An 18,345-nucleotide genomic window follows, 5' to 3' on the forward strand; every position below is an offset into this window, starting at 1 on the left:
GAATGAATTTTGGGTAAAAAAATAGCCAGCGTCAGCTGGCTATTTCAGGAATGCTTTAAGCGATCAATTAGATTACTTTGATGCTGTCTGCTTGAGGACCTTTTTGACCTTGAGATACTACGAACTCAACTTTTTGGCCTTCAGCAAGAGTTTTGAAGCCGTCACCAACGATTGCAGAGAAGTGTGCGAATACGTCTGGACCGTTCTCTTGTTGGATGAAGCCGAAACCTTTAGTTTCGTTGAACCATTTTACTGTACCAGTAACTGTGTTAGACATGATGATATCCTAAATTATTTTTTATTTGAGCCTATTGCGGCACCGATAGCGTGGAAAAGTTTATTGCTATTGCGTACAACACAACGGGGGGTTACTAGTAATCCGACGATATGTTTATATACAAAGAACTTTCTTTCTAGCCGAAATCGAGTCTAAATCAAACAGGGTCGGTGTCAATGGGATCTTGTGCTAAAGGTTGCAGAACTTTGGAGGCAGTCAAACTTTCCATCCCTTAGATATCATGTAGTTACAATGGTATGGTGTTTTGTTGTACTTTTTGTGACAGATAGGTGTGATTTTTGGCAAAAAACTGGAGTCAAAGCACTAATTCAACAGTTATTAATATCAATAATGGATGTGAAATGTGAGGCGTAAAACAAAATAAAAACTAGACTCATTCGAATGACTAATCCCTTGTCTACAAAGGTTCCAAGGCCGATAGCACGTCAAAAAGACGACAATACCCAACCTTGGTTACTAACCTAATGAGTTACGCGATACAAATTCCCGTTGTCGGTACTAAAGTAGATATCACCCTCTGGCGTCACTTCAATATCACGAATTCTTTCTCCCATTTCTTCAAACAACCGCTCTTCTGCAATGGCTTGGCTTTTATTGTTGAGTGTCACAACATTAATATGGGCAAGCTTTAACGCACCAGATAGCAGCTTGCCATCAAGCTCAGGGAATTTTTCTCCTCTGTAAAGCACTAAACTACCCGGAGCGATAGAGGGAACATAGACTTTTACAGGCGACTCAATACCTTTTTTAGTCTCTGCTTCGCCAACCTTAATTGGGCCCCAATACTCTTTACCGTGGGATGTGACTGGCCAACCGTAGTTTGCGCCTTTTTTGATCAGATTGATTTCGTCACCACCTCGAGGCCCATGCTCAATGGACCAAAGCTTTTTGGTTTTTTTATCATAGAAAAGGCCTTGAGGGTTTCTATGGCCATAACTCCAAATCTCGTTAAGTACGTTTTTGTTTTTCACAAAAGGGTTGTTTTTAGGTACTTGGCCGTCAGGTGTTAGCCGTAATATTGAACCTGCATGGGTTTGCGTGTCTTGGCCGTTGTCTCGCTCACCGCGATCACCAATAGAGAAATAGAGACTGTTACTATCAAAAGTAATTCGGCTACCAAAGTGGCGACCCGTATCCGTCAAGGATTGAGAAACGAACACGTCTTGCCAATCGGTAATCTGCGTTCCGTTGTAGGTTGCGCTGGCCAGTGCTGTGACGGCATCACCTTGTTGCTTCTTACTGTAGGTGACGTAAATTTTGTCTTTTTCAAATGGAGAGAGGGCAATATCTAAGGCACCTCCTTGTCCTTTAGCCCATACGTCAGGCAGGCGAAAAAGAGTCTCTTGTTCACCAGTCTTTAGGTTAACTTGTTTGATCACGCCTTCGCGCTCCGTCACCAACATCGTATTGTCGTCAATGTACGCAAGCCCCCAAGGAATCAACAAACCATCGGTGATTTTCTCAACTTGAAGTGCTTGACTAGGTGATGCAATAGCTAGGCTTAAAGCAGCGGTAATACAATGACTTAATCTCATACAGTCTCTCCAACTCATCCCTTGTCTTTTAGTGTAGCGTTACTATTGCTCGTGAAAAGTGACTATTTCGAAAATAAATGTAAATAGTATTGTATGAATAAACCATGTGGCGTATGTTATTTCGTCTTTTCTCATAATGCATTTCAACTATAACCGACAAAGTTGGTAAGCATTGTTTCAGTCGCTCTTAGTTACACTCGTCAAAGTTAGGTTGTGAAGCCATGAAGTCCAGTTTTGAATTTAAAACTATCTTGCTCGCTTGTCTGATCATCAGCGTTGGTCAACTTAGCATGGGCTTGGTGTTTCCATCGCTACCTTGGATTGCCAAAGACTTCGATGTTTCACTGGAGCAAGCTCAATTGTTGGTGAGTGTCTACCTGCTTGGCTTTGGACCTTCACAGTTCTTATACGGACCGATTTCCGATGCGTTGGGACGCAAAAAGGTATTGTTAACGGGTCTTTTGATCGCCTTGATGGGGCTACTCGTGATCATTTTTCTTAGTTACTCGTTCACGAATATGGTCGTTGGCCGTTTCTTACAAGGTTTGGGAACTGGTTGTTGTGCTGTACTGGCTAGGGCAACAACGCGTGACAGATATTCAGGCTCGGAGCTACCAATCGCCATGTCTTATATTGCGATGGTAGCGTCAATTACACCTCTAATTGCGCCGGTCATTGGTGGTTTCATTAACTTCCATTTTGGCTGGAGCATGGTCTTTATTTCACTGCTTGGCTACGTCAGTTTGGTGTGGTTTGTGATTGCTTTTCGCTTTAAAGAAACGGTCAGTCAGTTTTCGAAAATCCCATCACCTAAACGCATGATCATTCAGTATAAGGAGTTACTAAGCTCAAGGTATTTCATTAGTTTTGCCAGTATCGGTTGGCTTAATTTTAGTTTGATGATTACCACTGTATCGGTTATGCCGTTTATCATGCAGAACCAAATTGGAATGACATCGGATCAATACGCAATGTGGGCCGTGATACCGGCATTGGGTATGTTAGGCGGCACCAGCTTGTGTAGCAGGATCCGACCTATCTTGGGCAGTAAGAAAACTCTACTAATCACACCTATTCTTCATATCTGTGCAGCGGTTTGGCTCTTTGTTTGTCCTTTGGAGCCTTTGTACCTAATGCTCGGGCAGTTACTGATGATTCTTGGAAACGGTATTGCACTGCCGTGTGCGCAAGCTCTAGTGATGCTTCCGTATAAAAAGAATGCAGGTGCGGCGGCAGCTATGTCCGGTGGAGGGCAGATGGTGGTTTCGTCGTTAGTGAGTATGGGATTGGTTCAGTTAGGTTTGGGAGAAGCATGGCACCTGTCGATTGTGATCGCGGTGTTTACTTTGATTACACTGTTTAATATCACTCGTGGCTTTAATAGCCCCGAAGCACAGCAGGCCAATGTTTAGCCTGCTGTATATGGATTGATTTTATTATTCACACACAACGGCCACTTTTTGACTAGCCAGTGTATCTGCTGGCACAGGGTGATCGATCAGTTTGATTGGTGATTCATATAACTCTGAGAGTGTTTTCTCACTTAGCAAGGTATCGGTACCACCTTCAAAGGCAATCTTTCCCTGCTTTAGAGCGACGATGTGGGTGGCATAACGCAGTGCTAGGTTAAGATCATGAAGGATCACTATGATTCCCACACCTTCATTTTTATTAAGCTCAGCCAGTAAACTCATGAGCTGAAATTGATGATGAACATCGAGAGCCGATGTCGGCTCATCGAGAATCAGCAATGGGGATTGTTGCGCGAGTAGCATCGATACCCAAGCACGCTGACGCTCACCACCAGAGAGTTCATCGGCTAGCGCACTTGAAAACTGATCGATATCGGTGCGTTTCATTGCTTGCTCAATGATCGTGGCATCTTCTTGATTCCAACGTCCAAAGGCGCCCCGCCAAGGGAACCGTCCTAATCGAACTAATTCAGAAACTGTGAGTCCAGCTGAAGTAGGAAGTTTTTGTGGCAAATAAGCAATGCGTTTGGCGAGCTCTTTACTTTTTAGCGAATTCAACGAGGTACTGTCGAGCTTCACTTCTCCTTGTTCTGCTTGCATTTGACCCGACAACAAATTCACCAACGTTGATTTTCCTGAACCGTTATGACCGAGCACCACAGTGAGTTTATCGGTAGGTATTGTTAAGTCAGGGACTTTCAAAATGGTTCGGTCGTCGCGGATCACTTCAATATTAGAGAGCTGGAACATAAATCGCCTTTGATGGAGTAGGTACTGAATGTCGCTGGTTATTTTTCAGGTTTAGTTGTCTTGCGCTTGTTGTCTGGGTGTCGAGGGCAGTCATCACACAGTTTACGAGACTCACATTTATAAACGAGGCAGCAACTGGTTCGAATCAATTTCAACATTCCCGTTTCAGGATCGATTCTAAGGCTGCTTAAGTGGCGAGTTGGAAGCTCACAAGCCTCTAACCATAATCTCGCTTGTTCAAGGATATATTCATTGCTGAACTCATTGTGGTGACGTTGAACTTTAATGAGTGCCGCTAAAAGGTGATCAGCCAACAAGTGCTGAGTAAAGCCCGGACGAATACGTGTCCAAGTGTTAATTTGCTCTCGGTAGAACTCAGCTAAAGCCAATAACGCTTTTCCCGCTTCTGGTATCAGTTCTTCTGGTTTTCCATGTTGGTGTGCATCAGTGCCGAAACGGTAGCCCGTGATAAAGCCTTTTATACGCGACTGACCAATATTTTGAATGTCAGGCAATGAGTGCAATGCGTAAATGGAGATAAAGGTAACGTAAATTGGTTGCCAGCTTAATAGGTCCCAAGTGCGGGTTAACCAATATGGATTTCCCGCTTCCGGATGGTTTTTTGCCAAGCTATCATAAACACGTTTAATCTCGATATGGCTGTCTGGATTGCTGATTACGATGCTTTTGCCGTAAATTGGTCCAAAACTGCCTTTTAAAAAAGGAGTGACTTCTTTGGAAAGCGAGAATACTTTTTTATGAAGGGGAGGCGCTTTTTTACGGGTAACAATATCGTGTATTTGAGCCAGCATAAGATTGGTATAAATGATAATCAATTTCGTTATCATAACCAAACGGTGAGCACTTCACCATACAAATTGGGGCATTAACATCGTTTGAAATGGAATTTATAGACCGAACAACAAACGGTGCGTGACCCGAATCGAGGTTAATGATACTAATATTTGTAAAACGAATGTTATCTATCCATCTATCATCCACTAAAGACGAAGAAGTATTAACGTTGAATAAGAACACCCCTGCATTTGAACGAATTAGTAAGGTTCTAGGCTTTATTCACAGCAACCTTAGCAGTCCGCTTTCGTTAGAAGAGATTGCAACCCAAAGCTGTTGGTCTCGTTGGCAGTTGCAGCGTGTTTTTCAGTCTGAGACGGGGATGACCGTTGCGAACTACGTTCGTGAACTTAAGTTAAGTCGAGCCGCTGAATTGTTGTTAGATGAAGATCAAAGAGTGATCGATATTGCTATCGCACTCGGATTCAATTCAGAAATCAGCTTTAGTCGCTCCTTCAAGCAAATGTTTGAGATTAGTCCTAGCCAATATCGAAAAAGCGGTAAAAGAGTGGGTTTGAAGAAGCCCATCGAGGTTTCGGATTTCTCTGCTGCTTTAGAACAAGAGAGTGGCGCTCGTTTTGTAGAAGTGAAAATTGATGAGCGTGATGCCTTTTTGATCAAAGGTATGAGTACCGAGATCAGCGGACTGTTTTCGCTTACTCAGGACTTTGCTCAGAAGGTTCCACAGTTGTGGGCTCACTTAGAACAGGAAGTGGTGTTACCAAAGGAACAAGACCTACGTTTTATGGGCGTGGTCGATATAACCCAAGCGAATTTCGATGGTACTAACCTAAAATATTGGGCAGGGGTGGTTTTGGATGAAGAGGTGTCTATGCCCACTTTGCCTAGTGTGGTTTCTGACAAACTCGAGATACTTACTGTACCTAAGCAGACCTATGCAGTGGTTAAGCATAAAGGGCCCATCCAAGGGTTACCAAAAACTCTGTCTTGGTTTGTTCTAAATTGGCTCCCATCTTCAGGCTATCGTGGAATTGATGGCTATGAGCTTGAAGTCTATCCAAAAGACTATCAATCACAGTCACAAGATGCCGAAATGGAGTATTGGATTCCAATAGTTCGAGCATAATCAACCTCTCCCTGTTTATGGGTAATACATGATTTGACCATATTGACAGAAGGGTCAATTGCTTTTTCCTAAGCAATTGACCCTTTTTTATAGATATTTGCACCAAATTGTTAATTATCGAGTCGTCAGATACATACAATGCAAATGAGATTTATTATTATTTAACTTAAGCATTGGTATCTGAGGGACTCATGAACACCCATACTCAATTCAAGTATTCCGCACTCGCTATCGCACTTGTAAGTGCGCTATCAACTCATGCATACGCAGAAGAGCCGAATAAAAACTCTGAGCAAGATGTAGAAACAGTAACGATCCTAGGTAAGGCGTATCGTAATACGGCGACGAAATCTGCACTAGAGCCAGAAGAAACGCCACAAGGCATTACTGTCATTGAAGGTGAACAACTTGAACAGCGTGGAGTGAAGTCTCTTAATCAGGCGCTTCGTTATGCGTCGGGTGTGGTTACTGAACATCGAGGTGGCTCAGTGACGATGTATGATGAGTTTTCTATTCGAGGATTTAGAACAAGTAACGCTAGTTACTACGATGGCTTGTCTCTACAAGGTCTAAATGGTTGGAACCTTCAGCCTCAAATTGATCCAATTGCGTTGCAACAAATAGAAGTATTTAAAGGACCGACATCTGTTCTTTATGGATCGATGCCACCTGGAGGCATGGTCAATATGATCGCAAAGGCTCCTCAACAAGAATCATTAACGAACGTGGGTGTTGCAACGGGGTCTCGTAACCTAATGGAAGCCTCGATTGATACAACGGGTCAGTTTGGTAACAGCGACTTTTCGTACCGACTTATTGCTCTCGCACGAAAACAAGATAGCCAAGTGGATAATGCAGAAGAAGAGCGTTACTTGATTGCTCCATCTGTCGACTGGCAAGCTACGGATAAGACGCTGATCAACTTCAATCTTTATTACCAGAACGATCCGAACATGGGTATCAACTCATCAATGCCTTTAGAAGTGTTGAAAGCAAGCGATTCGTCGGTATCGATGGGAGATAAAAACTGGAGTAAGTTTGAACGCGAAATCTTTATGGTTGGCTACAAGATAAACCATGAATTTAACAGCGATTGGTCGTTCCTCCAAAATGCACGTTATACCGACGCTTCTTTGTATCAAGAGAATACATATCACCAAGCTTATGATTCTAGCAATCCGAATCAGCTTGTTCGTGCGCTCTATTCTACAGATGAAAGCTTTAAAGGGTTTGTAATTGATAACCAGTTGAGTGGTGCTATTGCTGTTGGTGGCGTTGAGCACAATCTCTTGCTTGGTCTTGATTACCAAGACATGGATGGCAACGCAAACTATTCAACGTATACAACGTCAGGTGCTGGGTTCGGTAACTTTGATCCATTAAACCCAAATAATGATTTGTTAGATCGAAGTGATATCACTAAGACAGGCGAATACCTAGATGATACGACATCTAGCCAGCTCGGTGTTTATGTTCAAGACCAAGTTCGTATCAATAAACTGGTTCTGATTGGCGGCGCTCGATTTGACCATTATCAGTCAGAAAGTGACTACTACGCTCATGAATCTGATCACAAACATCTGACTTATCGTGTTGGTGGTTTGTATGAATTCGACAACGGCGTTTCTCCATTTGCTAGTTTCGCGACGAGTTTTGAGCCAGCTCCCGGTGTAGATAAGTCAGGTTCTGAGTTTGATCCAGAAACGGCTAAACAAGCGGAAGTTGGTATTAAATATCTAGCGAATGACATGTCAAAAGAGGCAACGGTGTCTCTATTCCATATCACGAAGCAAGACATGCTGATGGCTGATCCAACAAATGTCTACGGACCAAAAATTCAGATTGGTGAAGTTGTATCTAAAGGGGCAGAAGTCAGTGGTAAGTGGTATGCAAATGAAAATTTCGATCTATCAGCAGCTTATACTTTTGTTGATATGGAAATCACAGAAGATGCAAACAATGGTTTGAAAGGTACAACACCCATCTATGTTCCGGAACACTCAGCCAATGTATGGGCAAACTACAACGTGTTTAGCGGCCCACTGGATGGTACTCGCTTAAGTGCGGGGGCTCGCTATGTAGGTACGATGCAAATGAATTCAAGTAATACACAAGGCAAAGTACCGGCCTATACGCTAGTTGATTTAGCTATTGGTTACGATTTATCTGCCGCTAGCGACAGCTTAATTGGCGCGTATGCAAATCTTTCAGTGAGCAATCTATTCGATAAAGCATATTACGCTTGCTACGACCAATCAAACTGTTGGTTTGGCGCTGAACAGACTGTGGAATTGAGTGTTAATTACGAATTCTAAAAGGGTCACAAAACCCCAATAAACAAGCAGCCCGAGAAGGCTGCTTTTGTCGTTTAAAAAGAAACAACTAAAACCGATAGGGAATACTATGGATTTAATAAATAAAGGCTTACGACTTACCAAAGTGGGAATAGGTTTATCAATCATGGCTAGCATATGGTCAGGCCAAGTGTTTGCCGAGTTTCAGGTACAAGACAGTGAGGGTATAAAAACCTTGACGTCCGCGCCGCAGCGAATCGCTGCACTTAACTGGGATATTGCAGAACAGGTTATTGAGCTAGGAGTGACACCTATCGCGGTGCCTGATATCGCTGGGTATAACGAATGGGTTGTTCAGCCTCCTATTCCAGAAGGGGCCCAAGATGTGGGGACACGAACCGAACCCAATTTTTCCGTTCTTAAACAGTTAAAGCCGGATGTTATTTTGATCGCTTCACCGCAGAAAGATCTCGAATCTCGTTTATCGGAAATTGCGCCTGTTCTTTACTATCAAACTTACAGCGAAACTCATAATAACGCACACGCTGCGATCGATAACTTCAAGAAAATAAGTCATGTTCTTGGTAAGGAAGAAATAGCTGGTCAAAAACTGAAAGCGATGACTGAACGACTCGCAGAACTCAAAGGTTTACTGGATAAAGCATACCCAGCGGATAAACCGAAAGTAACGTCGTTTCGTTTCGCAAGCACCAACTCTGTATTTATCTACGGTGATAACTCGATCCCTCAGTATGCGCTGCAACAACTTGGCTTTGAAAATGCGATGCAATTACCAGCTAGCCAATGGGGTATTACTCAGAAAAGAATCACGGAACTTAAACACGTAAAAGATGGCATTGCACTGTATTTCGAACCTTTCCCTTACACTGCTAAGTTAAATCGTTCTCCTGTATGGAAAAGCATGCCATTTGTGAAGAATAACCAAGTAGGATCAGTGGCGCCGAGTTGGAGTTATGGCGGTGCAATGTCAATTCTCTATAACGCTGAGGCGATAGCTGAATCTATGCTGGAGTTGGCTGAGCAGTAATGAAATATAACGGGTTAATTGTTGTGGCTGTGCTGTCGTTAGCAGCCATTGTTCATTTATGGTTAGGGCAGAGCGATTTTGGGCCCGTACCGCAACTAATGAAAGAGATAGTGACAGCAGGAAGCTGGTCGGCTCTGCAACACTTATATTCAGAATCGTTTGAGTTTATGGGGTTTGTTGATGTCAATTTGCCTCGTTTGGTAATGGCGATATTGGTTGGCGCTTCTCTGGGTGCAGTCGGTAGCTTATTCCAGCAATTAACTCAGAATCGAATGATGTCACCATTGACGCTGGGGACATCTGCAGGCGCATGGCTTGGACTAGTGCTGCTCAATGTCTTTGCTCCAATGTTGGTAGGGCAATTTTCCGTGCTTTTTGCCCTATTGGGTGCATTGGCGGCGATGGGGTTGATTGTCGCGATTGTCGGCTTTAAGAATATGAATGGCTTACCCATTGTGCTAGCTGGTATGGCCGTGAATTTGCTACTTGGTGCGTTTGCGACGGCAATTATTCTTCTCAACGATCAATATGCACAGAACCTGTTTATTTGGGGCGCGGGTGATCTCGGCCAGAATGGTTGGGAGCAAGTTGAGTGGCTGCTTCCCAAATTGCTGCCTATGGTCGCAATAGTCCTGTTTGCACCACGCGTACTAACGCTGTTGTCTATCGGTACAGAAGGCGCTGCGGCTCGTGGTTTAAATATTGGAACCACCTTCTTTCTTTTAATGTTCATCGGAGTTTGGTTAGTTTCGGTGTCGATTACGACAGTGGGAGTGATCAGCTTTATTGGTCTTATTGCGCCAAACATTGCTCGTTATCTCGGGGCGATGAAAGCCAAGCATGAGTTGTACGCGAGTGGATTGTTAGGCGCCTTACTTCTGTGTATGACCGATAGTTTAGCTATCTTTGTTGGGCAGTGGTCTTTCGATCTTATTCCAACAGGTACTGCAACCGCTGTGATAGGCGCTCCGGCCTTGATTTTGATTGCAAGAAAGCAGTTAACTGCACAAGACCAAATGTTCTTCTCGATGCCAAAAGGTGCTAAAGAGACAAGTGCGCGCATCTACATAATGATTGGAGCAATCATGCTCGCCTTGATCGGGTTAAGCTCATTTTCACATCCACTCTCGACTGAACACTATTTCCAATTTCCTGATGCATTTGAATGGTCAATTCGATGGCCACGTATGTTGACGGCTATTTTTGCTGGTGGAGGTTTGGCGGTGGCAGGGGTAATTCTACAAAGATTAGTTTACAACCCGCTTGCGAGCCCAGATATTCTAGGGGTGTCGTCTGGCGCGGTATTGGCGTTGATTCTGAGTAGTTTATTGTTTGGTCACTCAATTCATACGTTAAGCCCTTGGGTTGCTTTTTCTGGTAGCTTGGGCGCGCTCGCTCTATTACTGTTTCTTGGTAAAAAGCATCAATATGCGCCTTCCATATTAATTTTAACGGGGATCTCGTTAACCGCGGTGTTGGAAGCTTTGGTGCAATTTTCATTAACCCGTGTGGGAGAGGGTAAATATACCTTGTTGGCTTGGCTCGCAGGCTCTACTTATCGTGTTAAACCCGAGTCGGCGTTGATTTTAGCTATCGTAATTTCTGCGATAGTGACTGTGGCTATACTGTTGAGTCGTTGGATAACGTTAATTGGTTCAGGGAGACAGTTCGCATCGGCTCGTGGTCTCAACATTTCAGCGGCATATTTAGTGTTGCTCTGCTTGGTTGCAGTGCTGTGTGGTGTAGTAACGACTACCATGGGGCCCGTTGCATTCGTTGGTCTATTGGGGCCGCACATCGCAGCAATCGTGGGAGCAAGAACGGTTAAAGAGCAAATTTTGCTTTCGATGTTCATTGGCGCAACACTCATGTTGTTTGCTGATTGGCTAGGGCAAATAGTTGTATTTCCAGCTCAATTGGCCGCAGGGACTCTGGTTTCTGTGATTGGCGGTAGTTACTTCATATTTCTGTTGTTAAAAGCGAGGCGTGATTGATGTGCACGTGATTGATTCTGTTGATTCCTGAGTAGTACTTCGGTATTGCTTTTACTATGTGAAATCACATGAATACATCGACTAAGTATCAAATTTACATCGAGATGTTTGAGAATGTTAATAAAATGTTTACTCTAAAAGTAAGCCCATGACATCGGATGTCTTACCTTATGACGAATCAAGATCGTGTAATTTGCACTATAGATGATAACAACATCGCGACAGTAACCCTCAATCGGCCGGATAAATTGAACGCTATCGACATGGATATGTTTATGGCGGTCAACCAACTTACTCGAGACTTGAAAAAGAATCGAACCCTTCGCGCTGTGATAGTAACAGCCAACGGGAGTGATTTTTGCTCGGGTCTCGATGTGAAATCACTGCTCACCAGTAAAACAGGTGCGCTAAAGCTGTTGTTCAAATGGTGGCCCACTCACCCAAATGCCGCACAACGCTTTTCCACTGGGTGGCGCGAGATACCATGCCCAGTGATTTTTGCGATTCACGGTAAGTGTTGGGGAGGAGGTTTACAGTTGGCTTGCGGTGGTGACTTCCGAATCGCGAGCTATGATTCCAATTTTTCTATTATGGAAGGGAAATGGGGATTGATCCCGGATATGGGAGGATCTCTCGCCTTTCGAGAAGTGATGCGCCAAGACCACACCTTAGAAATGGCAATGACGGCAAAGGTGATCGATAGCCAAACAGCGAAAAGTTATGGACTCGTTACTCACCTCTCGTCAGATCCTTACATGGAAGCGTACAACTTGGCACTCGAATGTGTTAACCGAAGTCCTGATGCCATTGCAGCCAACAAAAAGTTGTATCAGAAAACGTGGTGGACGAGTCCTGGTAAAGCACTCATGTTAGAGACTTGGTACCAAATAAAAGTGGGTATGAGTAAGAATATGAGGATTGCGGGTCAACGAGAACGAAATCGCGAAGAACCAAGAGCTTTTGAGGCGAGGCAGTTTAAGTAGGACTTGGCTAGTAATACGCGTTATTCCATTTGTTTATAGAGGTTTGAGATACCCTATAGCTAGTTTAATTTTTCACTAGCTAGATGAGCCTCCTTTGATGAAAAACCGTTTAAAAATCTCAGTAGCTGCAGCCGCAATTATGGCGAGCTTAAATGTTTCCGCTAGCGGTATCTTCCTTCAAGAAGCTGTGATCGCAAATGCAGGTACCACAGGAGCGGGGGATGGTGTCTACACCCGTTCTGCTGCCGCAATGTGGACAAACCCAGCGACCATGTCCTTTATGGGCGAGAGCAAGACGACTATCAATACCATGGTGTTCGACTTGGAAATGGAGTACACAGATAGAAATGACCCAACTGATAATGGACGTGGTCACTCTGTTCTCCCTTCTGCTGGTGCATTTCACGCTCACCAGATTACAGACAAGCTTCATTTAGGTATTGCACTCGGTGCGGCAGGCGGCTCAAGCTTAGATTACGGCAGTAACTGGGCTGGTGCTAACTTACTTGAAGATATCACGCTCACTGAGATGCAAATCAATCCTGCACTCAGCTACCAAGTGAATGATCAGCTGTCTGTTGGTGCGGGTGTACAACTGGGCTGGGCAGCGTTCCAACAAACCACATCAATGTTAACTGCTAAGCAAGACACTGATTGGGCTTATGGATATAACCTCGGCGTAATGTATACGCCAACCGAACAAGTTAAGCTTGGGATGAGCTATCGATCCAAGTTAGAGCATGAGTTTAACAATGATGTCAAAGGCCTCGGACCACTAGATTCAATGTCAACGGGCATCGCGTTACCAGAGATCGTTGATGTTAGTGCAAGTTATTCAGTTAACGAGCGCTTAGATCTATTAACTAGCGTTCAGTTACATCGCTGGAGTGCGTGGGATGAAACAGTTTTAGACTTCGGGACACAAATAGGAGGTCTACCAATTAAGCGCGATTGGGATGATGTTTGGAAGTTTGCCGTTGGTGCTGACTACCAACTGAACTCTGACTGGCGTCTAAAAGCAGGTTTCTCTTACGAAAGCTCTCCTCAAGATGATCCTACGATGCAGTGGGTTGATGTTCCTGTTGGCGAGCAATACCGCTACTCAGTAGGGGCTTCTACTTATTGGGATGACATCTTAATTGATGCTTTCTACGAATATGCAGATTTTGGTTCGGTTGATATGAATCGAGCGGGTGTAAATGGCACATTTGATGGCCGTATTCACTTTGTTGGCGTTAGTGCGACCTTCTAATGAAATCAAAAAGCAGATTGCTTGCAGCGGTACTCGTCCTTTTTGGTTCAGCACCACTGCATGCCGATGAAAAGCATCATGAAGACCCGACCAAGATCGTTACTAAAGCGGGCATAGCATACAATGAAGAACTCAAGTTTTCGGGATCTATCGGGCTTGATGAAGCTCGTATGATCAACGCTCGAATCAATGCTGATGGCGATGAGTGGCGAGTTGGTGGTTCATGGTTACTCCCATTGGGTATTGTGAACTTTAACTTCAGTCGCTCTGAGTATGATAATGACGCTTATAAGAATAATTACAGCATTGGTACCTTCGTACCGCTTAGTTATTTTGGTTTAGAACCCTATGGCTGGCAGTTGTTTCCTATGGCTGGCTACAGTTATAACGATGGTGAAGTCGCGTATTTTGATGACTCGAGCGTGGACAATGATTATGTCTTGATGCCAACATCGACCCATGGCGGATACCTAGGTGCGTTTGGCTTAAAACCGCTTAATAAACAGTGGTCGTTGTTAGCATTTGGTGGGGGCTCTATGGGTTCTGACGACTATTCTGGCTATTGGGCCGGAATTGGAGCGAGCTACAAAATCTCCGAAGCGCAGTCATTTAACCTGTTTAGTATCTTCGTTGAAGATGACTTTGGAGAGAACAATAGTGTAGGTGTCTCTTACACTTATGAATTCAATTAGACTCATAGGTAACTCCTTTATCTGGATTAAGGCTGGCTGATTAAGTCAGCCTTTTTTATGGCTCATTTTTACCTATTAAATACGAATGATTTTCATTTTATTGATCTGTCTGTAAGAAAGCACAAAAGAACATCGATAATATGATCGTATATTCAACTGTTTAGAGGTCTTTATGAAAACTGTCGCGATTTGGGGAGCTGCGAGTGGTTTAGGTGCTGCAATGGTCGAACAATTCCACCAAAGTGGTTTTAATGTGATCGCTATTGCTAGAAACCCGAGTAAAAATCCACGTTTAGGTGAGCTTCAAGTTCAGATGTTAATTTGCGATGCAACCCTACAAGACCAAGTGGATGCCACTGTTGAGGCGTTACCTCAAGACTGTTTGGTTTTATCGAGCATGGGCAGCTTTAGAGCTGACGTTCCGGTCGACTATATCGGACATCGTCATTTGATAGATGCTCTGCAAAAGCGTGAGATTAAGCGCTTTTTATTGGTGACATCCTTAGGGTGTGGCGATTCGTGGCGATTCTTATCGGAGCGTGCAAGGCAAGGCTTCGGTGCCGCGGTAAGGGAGAAGAGTCTCGCTGAGGCTTGGCTTATGTCAAGTGATTTGGATTTTACTATTCTACGACCGGGCGGGCTTATTGATGGCCAAATCACAAACCAAGGTGAAGTGTCTCAAGTGGGCGAAGTTCATGGCGTGATTTATCGTCAAGAAGTCGCGCGAATTGTTGAGAGTTTGCTAACCGACGACACTTGTATCGGCGAGATATACCAATGTGTTGACCCGACGGTGAAATATAGCTAATCAAAGGCGCTGACAAGCTAGTGGCTGGCATTAATGGATTTGGCGTTAGTTTCTTATCAAAGGATGCATGAACCTTAATCTAGATTAACTTCTGGCTTGCTATTAGCCGTTACTATTCGAGTCATTCACGACATCGTTCGTATTGAACAGTGAAGAGCAACCTTCGAATTTTTCGATGGTTGCTCTTTTTCGTTTATCGACACCGAAAACAGATCAAGAGGGTTCCAATTGAGTACTTTGTTCACCGAAAATCGCCTTGGCAATATGGTTCTAAAGAATCGATTCATGCGCAGCGCGACTTGGGAAAATATGGCGACAGAAGATGGTCATATGACGGATAAGCTCTATGCGATTTATGAAGAGCTTGCACAAGGGCAAGTAGGGTTGATTGTTACCGGTTACGCAAATATCGTTGCAGAAGAAAAACCGAATGCAGGAATGATGGGGATCTACGATGATTCGTTCATCGAAGAGTACCAAAAGCTTACTCAACTGGTGCAAAGCTATGGTTCTAAGATCGTTATGCAGCTTGCTTACGGTGGCACAAAAACAACTTATAACGTTGGTGAACGTGTCATCTTTGCACCGAGTGATGTTCCAGAAATGGGCACTAAAACACAGGGAACAGCAATGTCGAAACAGGACATTGACTACATTGTTGGCGCTTTCGCTTCTGCTAGCTTAAGAGCAAAACAATCAGGTTTCGATGGTGTAGAAATACATGCCGCGCACACCTATCTGATTAATCAGTTTTTAAGCCCTTACTACAATCAACGTCAAGATGAATACGGTGGCAACTTAGAAAATCGTATGCGCTTCTTGGTCGAGATTTTCGAAAAGACGCGCGAGTTGGTAGGTCAGGATTACCCGATTTTCGTTAAGTTAACGGCGACGGAATTTTTTGAAGGTGGCTTGACCTTTGAAGAGACAAGGCAGATATGCCAGCGCTTAGATCAATTGGGCGTAGATGGGATCATCATGTCTGGTAATGTTCATGGTAAAGCGAATACCATGGTTGGCGATAGCTATGATGGATATACCGTGCAAGAAGAAGGTTACTTCCATGAATACGGTGATATTGTCAGCCGTGAGATAAAAGCGCCCGTAATCACGGTGGGAGGGCTAACAGATATTGACGCCATTGAACATATCGCAAACAACACCGGTATTGAGTACTTTGCTTTGTCGCGTCCTTTGCTTTCTGAACCAAAACTTATTAAACGTTGGCAGGAAGGCGATCGTGCCCCCGTTGAATGCGAACGTTGCTCTAAATGCCGAACCAAACGTGGCAATTTCTGCGTTGTTAATAAAGATCGAAAAGTACAATTAGCCGCAATGTAATCCTATCTCTTAGCATAAAGCTACTAGCGATATAGATGCTCTAAATCTTTGAAAAACAGTCCGATTGGGCTGTTTTTCTGTATTCTTGTAGTTTCCCTCACAAAATAAGTCACTCTCGAGGCCATTTGATTCCTTAACTCGTGTTGTTTGTTAATTTATAAAGCTAATGCGGCGGTAGATGAACAGAGAATCGATATGCCAGGCACACTCTCCATTATTAAAGAGTTGAAAAAGCAACTTAAACTCCATGATATCCACTATCAAGACATTGCAATAAAGCTCGATTTAAGTGAAGGCTCAGTAAAAAGACTACTTGCAGACGGAAATAACATTAGCTTGGCGAGGTTGAGTGCGATTTGTGAGTTAATCAGTTTGGATATATGTGAGTTGGCTAAATTGGCTTCTAACGCAGAGAAAAACCTTCAGAGTTTAACGTTTGAACAGGAGCAACAGATCGTTTCAGATAAAGCGTTGTTGATGGTATCAGTGTGCGTGCTGAATGGATTTCAATTTAACGAGATCATCGAACGTTACAACATCAATAAGCAACTGTTAATGCAGAAATTGATTGAGTTGGACAGGCTAGGGGTGTTGGAGCTGATGCCTGACAATCGTATTAGGTTGTTATTATCGCCTAACTTCGATTGGATAGCTGGTGGTCCCATTCAGACCTTCTTTTTAACTCAAGTGTTGCCTGAATTCTTCCAAAGTCATTTCAGTCGACAAGATGAAAAGCTATTGATGTCGACGGGATTGATGTCACCGCACACAAATCAGAAGTTTCAGCTGCGTTTGCAAAAGTTAGTAGAGGAGTTTTATAGCGCTTGTAATGGTGATAATGAGCTAGAGATGAGTGACCGAAATGGTACGTCTTTAGTGATCGCATTGAGGCGTTGGCACTTTGATATGTTCGATAATATTGATCATATCAATTTGAAGTAACATTTTATAAGACCGAGAGTGTCATTATAAGTAACTTGATTGGTTTTGGTTTTAATATCTGATTAATGAATGCATTCTTAAATCTAGTGGTACGAGGAGTGGTTAATCGTGTTCTTCCCTCGAGAATATCGGACTCAGATTTAAGGACAAAACAATGAAAATTAAAAACAAAATTCTAGTGGCTATGATTGGGCTTATCTCAATGACAGGGTGTACTGCGACACAACAACTTTCACGAGTAAAGGTGCCAGTTCCTACTAAAAGTATCAACATCGCGCCGACAATGATTACATTAGCACGAGTGACTAAAGCGTTAACGCCAGTCGTGTTGACCCTTGCTCAACCCGTGGTAATTTCTCCTAGAATCATCATCAGTCAGTAACAATCAAAAAAGCCCAGCAATGATGCTGGGCTTTATCAATTTAGGTGTTTTTCACGCGATGCTATGCCTGTAAGTTAAAGTAGAATCGCGGTTTCAAGAACATGGTGTGCCTCACTGCTTAGATCTGGCATTTCGGTCATGATCTTTTTTAGCTTATCGTCAATTGATTCAGCTTCACTTAGTGCCTGGAAGTTGAGAATTGCTTGCATAGGCTGTTGCTCAACGTAACCCTTCAACATGCTAAGCTCAACCTTGTTCGCATTTTCAACTTTAGTTAGCGCCACTGTAATGGCTTCTATGCTTAAATTATTGTTTTTTAACATTTTAATTATTACAACATTGCTTTCAATGCGCGAACACTAACATAAAGATAAAGTTGCTATATTGATTGAGATTATGAAATAGCTTTGAACGGTTGAAACTTTCGGAGTTTGTGACTGTGTATACATATCGATAGGATATTAGTGATACAAAGCTAAACTAGCGATTCAGTGAGAGATATTAAAACGTTCACAAGTGAGGTGTTTGAGAATATTGGAGCGTGCAGCGGGAATCGAACCCGCATCATCAGCTTGGAAGGCTGAGGTAATAGCCATTATACGATGCACGCTT

Annotated in this window: 17 protein-coding genes and 1 tRNA gene; 12 read left to right on the plus strand and 6 right to left on the minus strand. The window is 43.4% G+C overall.

What is annotated here, in order from left to right; all coding sequences use genetic code 11:
• Window positions 1-67: 67 nt before the first annotated feature.
• The gene (locus L1D60_RS03735; protein WP_032552737.1) at window positions 68-277 is read right to left on the minus strand and encodes a cold-shock protein; all 210 of its coding nucleotides are present in this window, start codon (window positions 275-277) and stop codon (window positions 68-70) included.
• Window positions 278-759: 482 nt separating this feature from the next.
• Complete coding sequence (locus L1D60_RS03740; protein WP_239839804.1) at window positions 760-1,833, minus strand: PQQ-dependent sugar dehydrogenase; 1,074 nt, start codon at window positions 1,831-1,833, stop codon at window positions 760-762.
• Between the two features lie 221 nt (window positions 1,834-2,054).
• Between L1D60_RS03740 and L1D60_RS03745 the strand changes: the two genes are divergently transcribed.
• Complete coding sequence (locus L1D60_RS03745; protein WP_239839805.1) at window positions 2,055-3,245, plus strand: multidrug effflux MFS transporter; 1,191 nt, start codon at window positions 2,055-2,057, stop codon at window positions 3,243-3,245.
• 24 nt (window positions 3,246-3,269) lie between these two features.
• Here L1D60_RS03745 and L1D60_RS03750 read toward each other — a convergent pair whose 3' ends face one another.
• On the minus strand, window positions 3,270-4,055 hold the full coding sequence (locus tag L1D60_RS03750) for an ABC transporter ATP-binding protein (RefSeq protein WP_239839806.1): 786 nt from the start codon (window positions 4,053-4,055) through the stop codon (window positions 3,270-3,272).
• A gap of 38 nt (window positions 4,056-4,093) precedes the next feature.
• Entirely contained in the window at window positions 4,094-4,867 is a 774-nt protein-coding gene (locus L1D60_RS03755) for a siderophore ferric iron reductase (protein WP_239840448.1), read from the minus strand.
• Window positions 4,868-5,031: 164 nt separating this feature from the next.
• On the opposite strand from L1D60_RS03755, the gene L1D60_RS03760 reads away from it, so the two are divergent.
• The 11 genes from L1D60_RS03760 (at window position 5,032) to L1D60_RS03810 (ending at window position 17,733) form a co-directional block, all read left to right on the plus strand.
• A complete protein-coding gene (locus L1D60_RS03760) occupies window positions 5,032-5,997 on the plus strand; it encodes an AraC family transcriptional regulator (RefSeq protein ID WP_239839807.1) in 966 nt (321 codons plus the stop codon).
• 191 nt (window positions 5,998-6,188) lie between these two features.
• Window positions 6,189-8,312 (plus strand): TonB-dependent siderophore receptor, encoded by a 2,124-nt coding sequence (locus L1D60_RS03765; protein ID WP_239839808.1) that lies wholly within the window; start codon window positions 6,189-6,191, stop codon window positions 8,310-8,312.
• Between the two features lie 88 nt (window positions 8,313-8,400).
• Entirely contained in the window at window positions 8,401-9,339 is a 939-nt protein-coding gene (locus L1D60_RS03770; protein ID WP_239839809.1) for an iron-siderophore ABC transporter substrate-binding protein, read from the plus strand.
• Window positions 9,339-11,333 carry a Fe(3+)-hydroxamate ABC transporter permease FhuB gene (gene fhuB, locus L1D60_RS03775; protein WP_239839810.1) on the plus strand — a complete coding sequence of 665 codons (1,995 nt, stop codon included), beginning with the start codon at window positions 9,339-9,341 and terminating at the stop codon, window positions 11,331-11,333. Before L1D60_RS03770 ends, fhuB begins: the two co-directional genes overlap by 1 nt.
• A 170-nt stretch (window positions 11,334-11,503) precedes the next feature.
• Window positions 11,504-12,316, plus strand: coding sequence for a crotonase/enoyl-CoA hydratase family protein (locus L1D60_RS03780; RefSeq protein ID WP_239839811.1), 813 nt, complete (start codon window positions 11,504-11,506; stop codon window positions 12,314-12,316).
• 97 nt (window positions 12,317-12,413) lie between these two features.
• A complete protein-coding gene (locus L1D60_RS03785) occupies window positions 12,414-13,568 on the plus strand; it encodes an outer membrane protein transport protein (RefSeq protein ID WP_239839812.1) in 1,155 nt (384 codons plus the stop codon).
• Window positions 13,568-14,260, plus strand: a complete 693-nt coding sequence (locus tag L1D60_RS03790; protein ID WP_239839813.1) for a hypothetical protein — start codon at window positions 13,568-13,570, stop codon at window positions 14,258-14,260. The genes L1D60_RS03785 and L1D60_RS03790 overlap by 1 nt, the downstream gene beginning before the upstream one ends.
• 172 nt (window positions 14,261-14,432) lie before the next feature.
• A complete protein-coding gene (locus L1D60_RS03795; RefSeq protein WP_239839814.1) occupies window positions 14,433-15,068 on the plus strand; it encodes an SDR family NAD(P)-dependent oxidoreductase in 636 nt (211 codons plus the stop codon).
• Window positions 15,069-15,296: 228 nt separating this feature from the next.
• On the plus strand, window positions 15,297-16,409 hold the full coding sequence (locus tag L1D60_RS03800; protein WP_239839815.1) for an NADH:flavin oxidoreductase: 1,113 nt from the start codon (window positions 15,297-15,299) through the stop codon (window positions 16,407-16,409).
• Window positions 16,410-16,604: 195 nt separating this feature from the next.
• Window positions 16,605-17,351: a helix-turn-helix transcriptional regulator gene (locus tag L1D60_RS03805; RefSeq protein WP_239839816.1), complete on the plus strand. Its 747-nt coding sequence runs from the start codon at window positions 16,605-16,607 to the stop codon at window positions 17,349-17,351.
• A gap of 154 nt (window positions 17,352-17,505) precedes the next feature.
• A complete protein-coding gene (locus tag L1D60_RS03810; protein ID WP_239839817.1) occupies window positions 17,506-17,733 on the plus strand; it encodes a hypothetical protein in 228 nt (75 codons plus the stop codon).
• 74 nt (window positions 17,734-17,807) lie between these two features.
• On the opposite strand, the gene L1D60_RS03815 is transcribed toward L1D60_RS03810, so the two are convergent.
• Window positions 17,808-18,056: a hypothetical protein gene (locus L1D60_RS03815; protein WP_239839818.1), complete on the minus strand. Its 249-nt coding sequence runs from the start codon at window positions 18,054-18,056 to the stop codon at window positions 17,808-17,810.
• A 212-nt stretch (window positions 18,057-18,268) separates the two neighbouring features.
• Window positions 18,269-18,343, minus strand: a tRNA-Gly gene (locus tag L1D60_RS03820).
• Window positions 18,344-18,345: the final 2 nt, after the last annotated feature.

The sequence above is a fragment of the Vibrio sp. Isolate30 genome (assembly GCF_022397975.1).
Lineage (GTDB): Bacteria > Pseudomonadota > Gammaproteobacteria > Enterobacterales > Vibrionaceae > Vibrio > Vibrio fortis.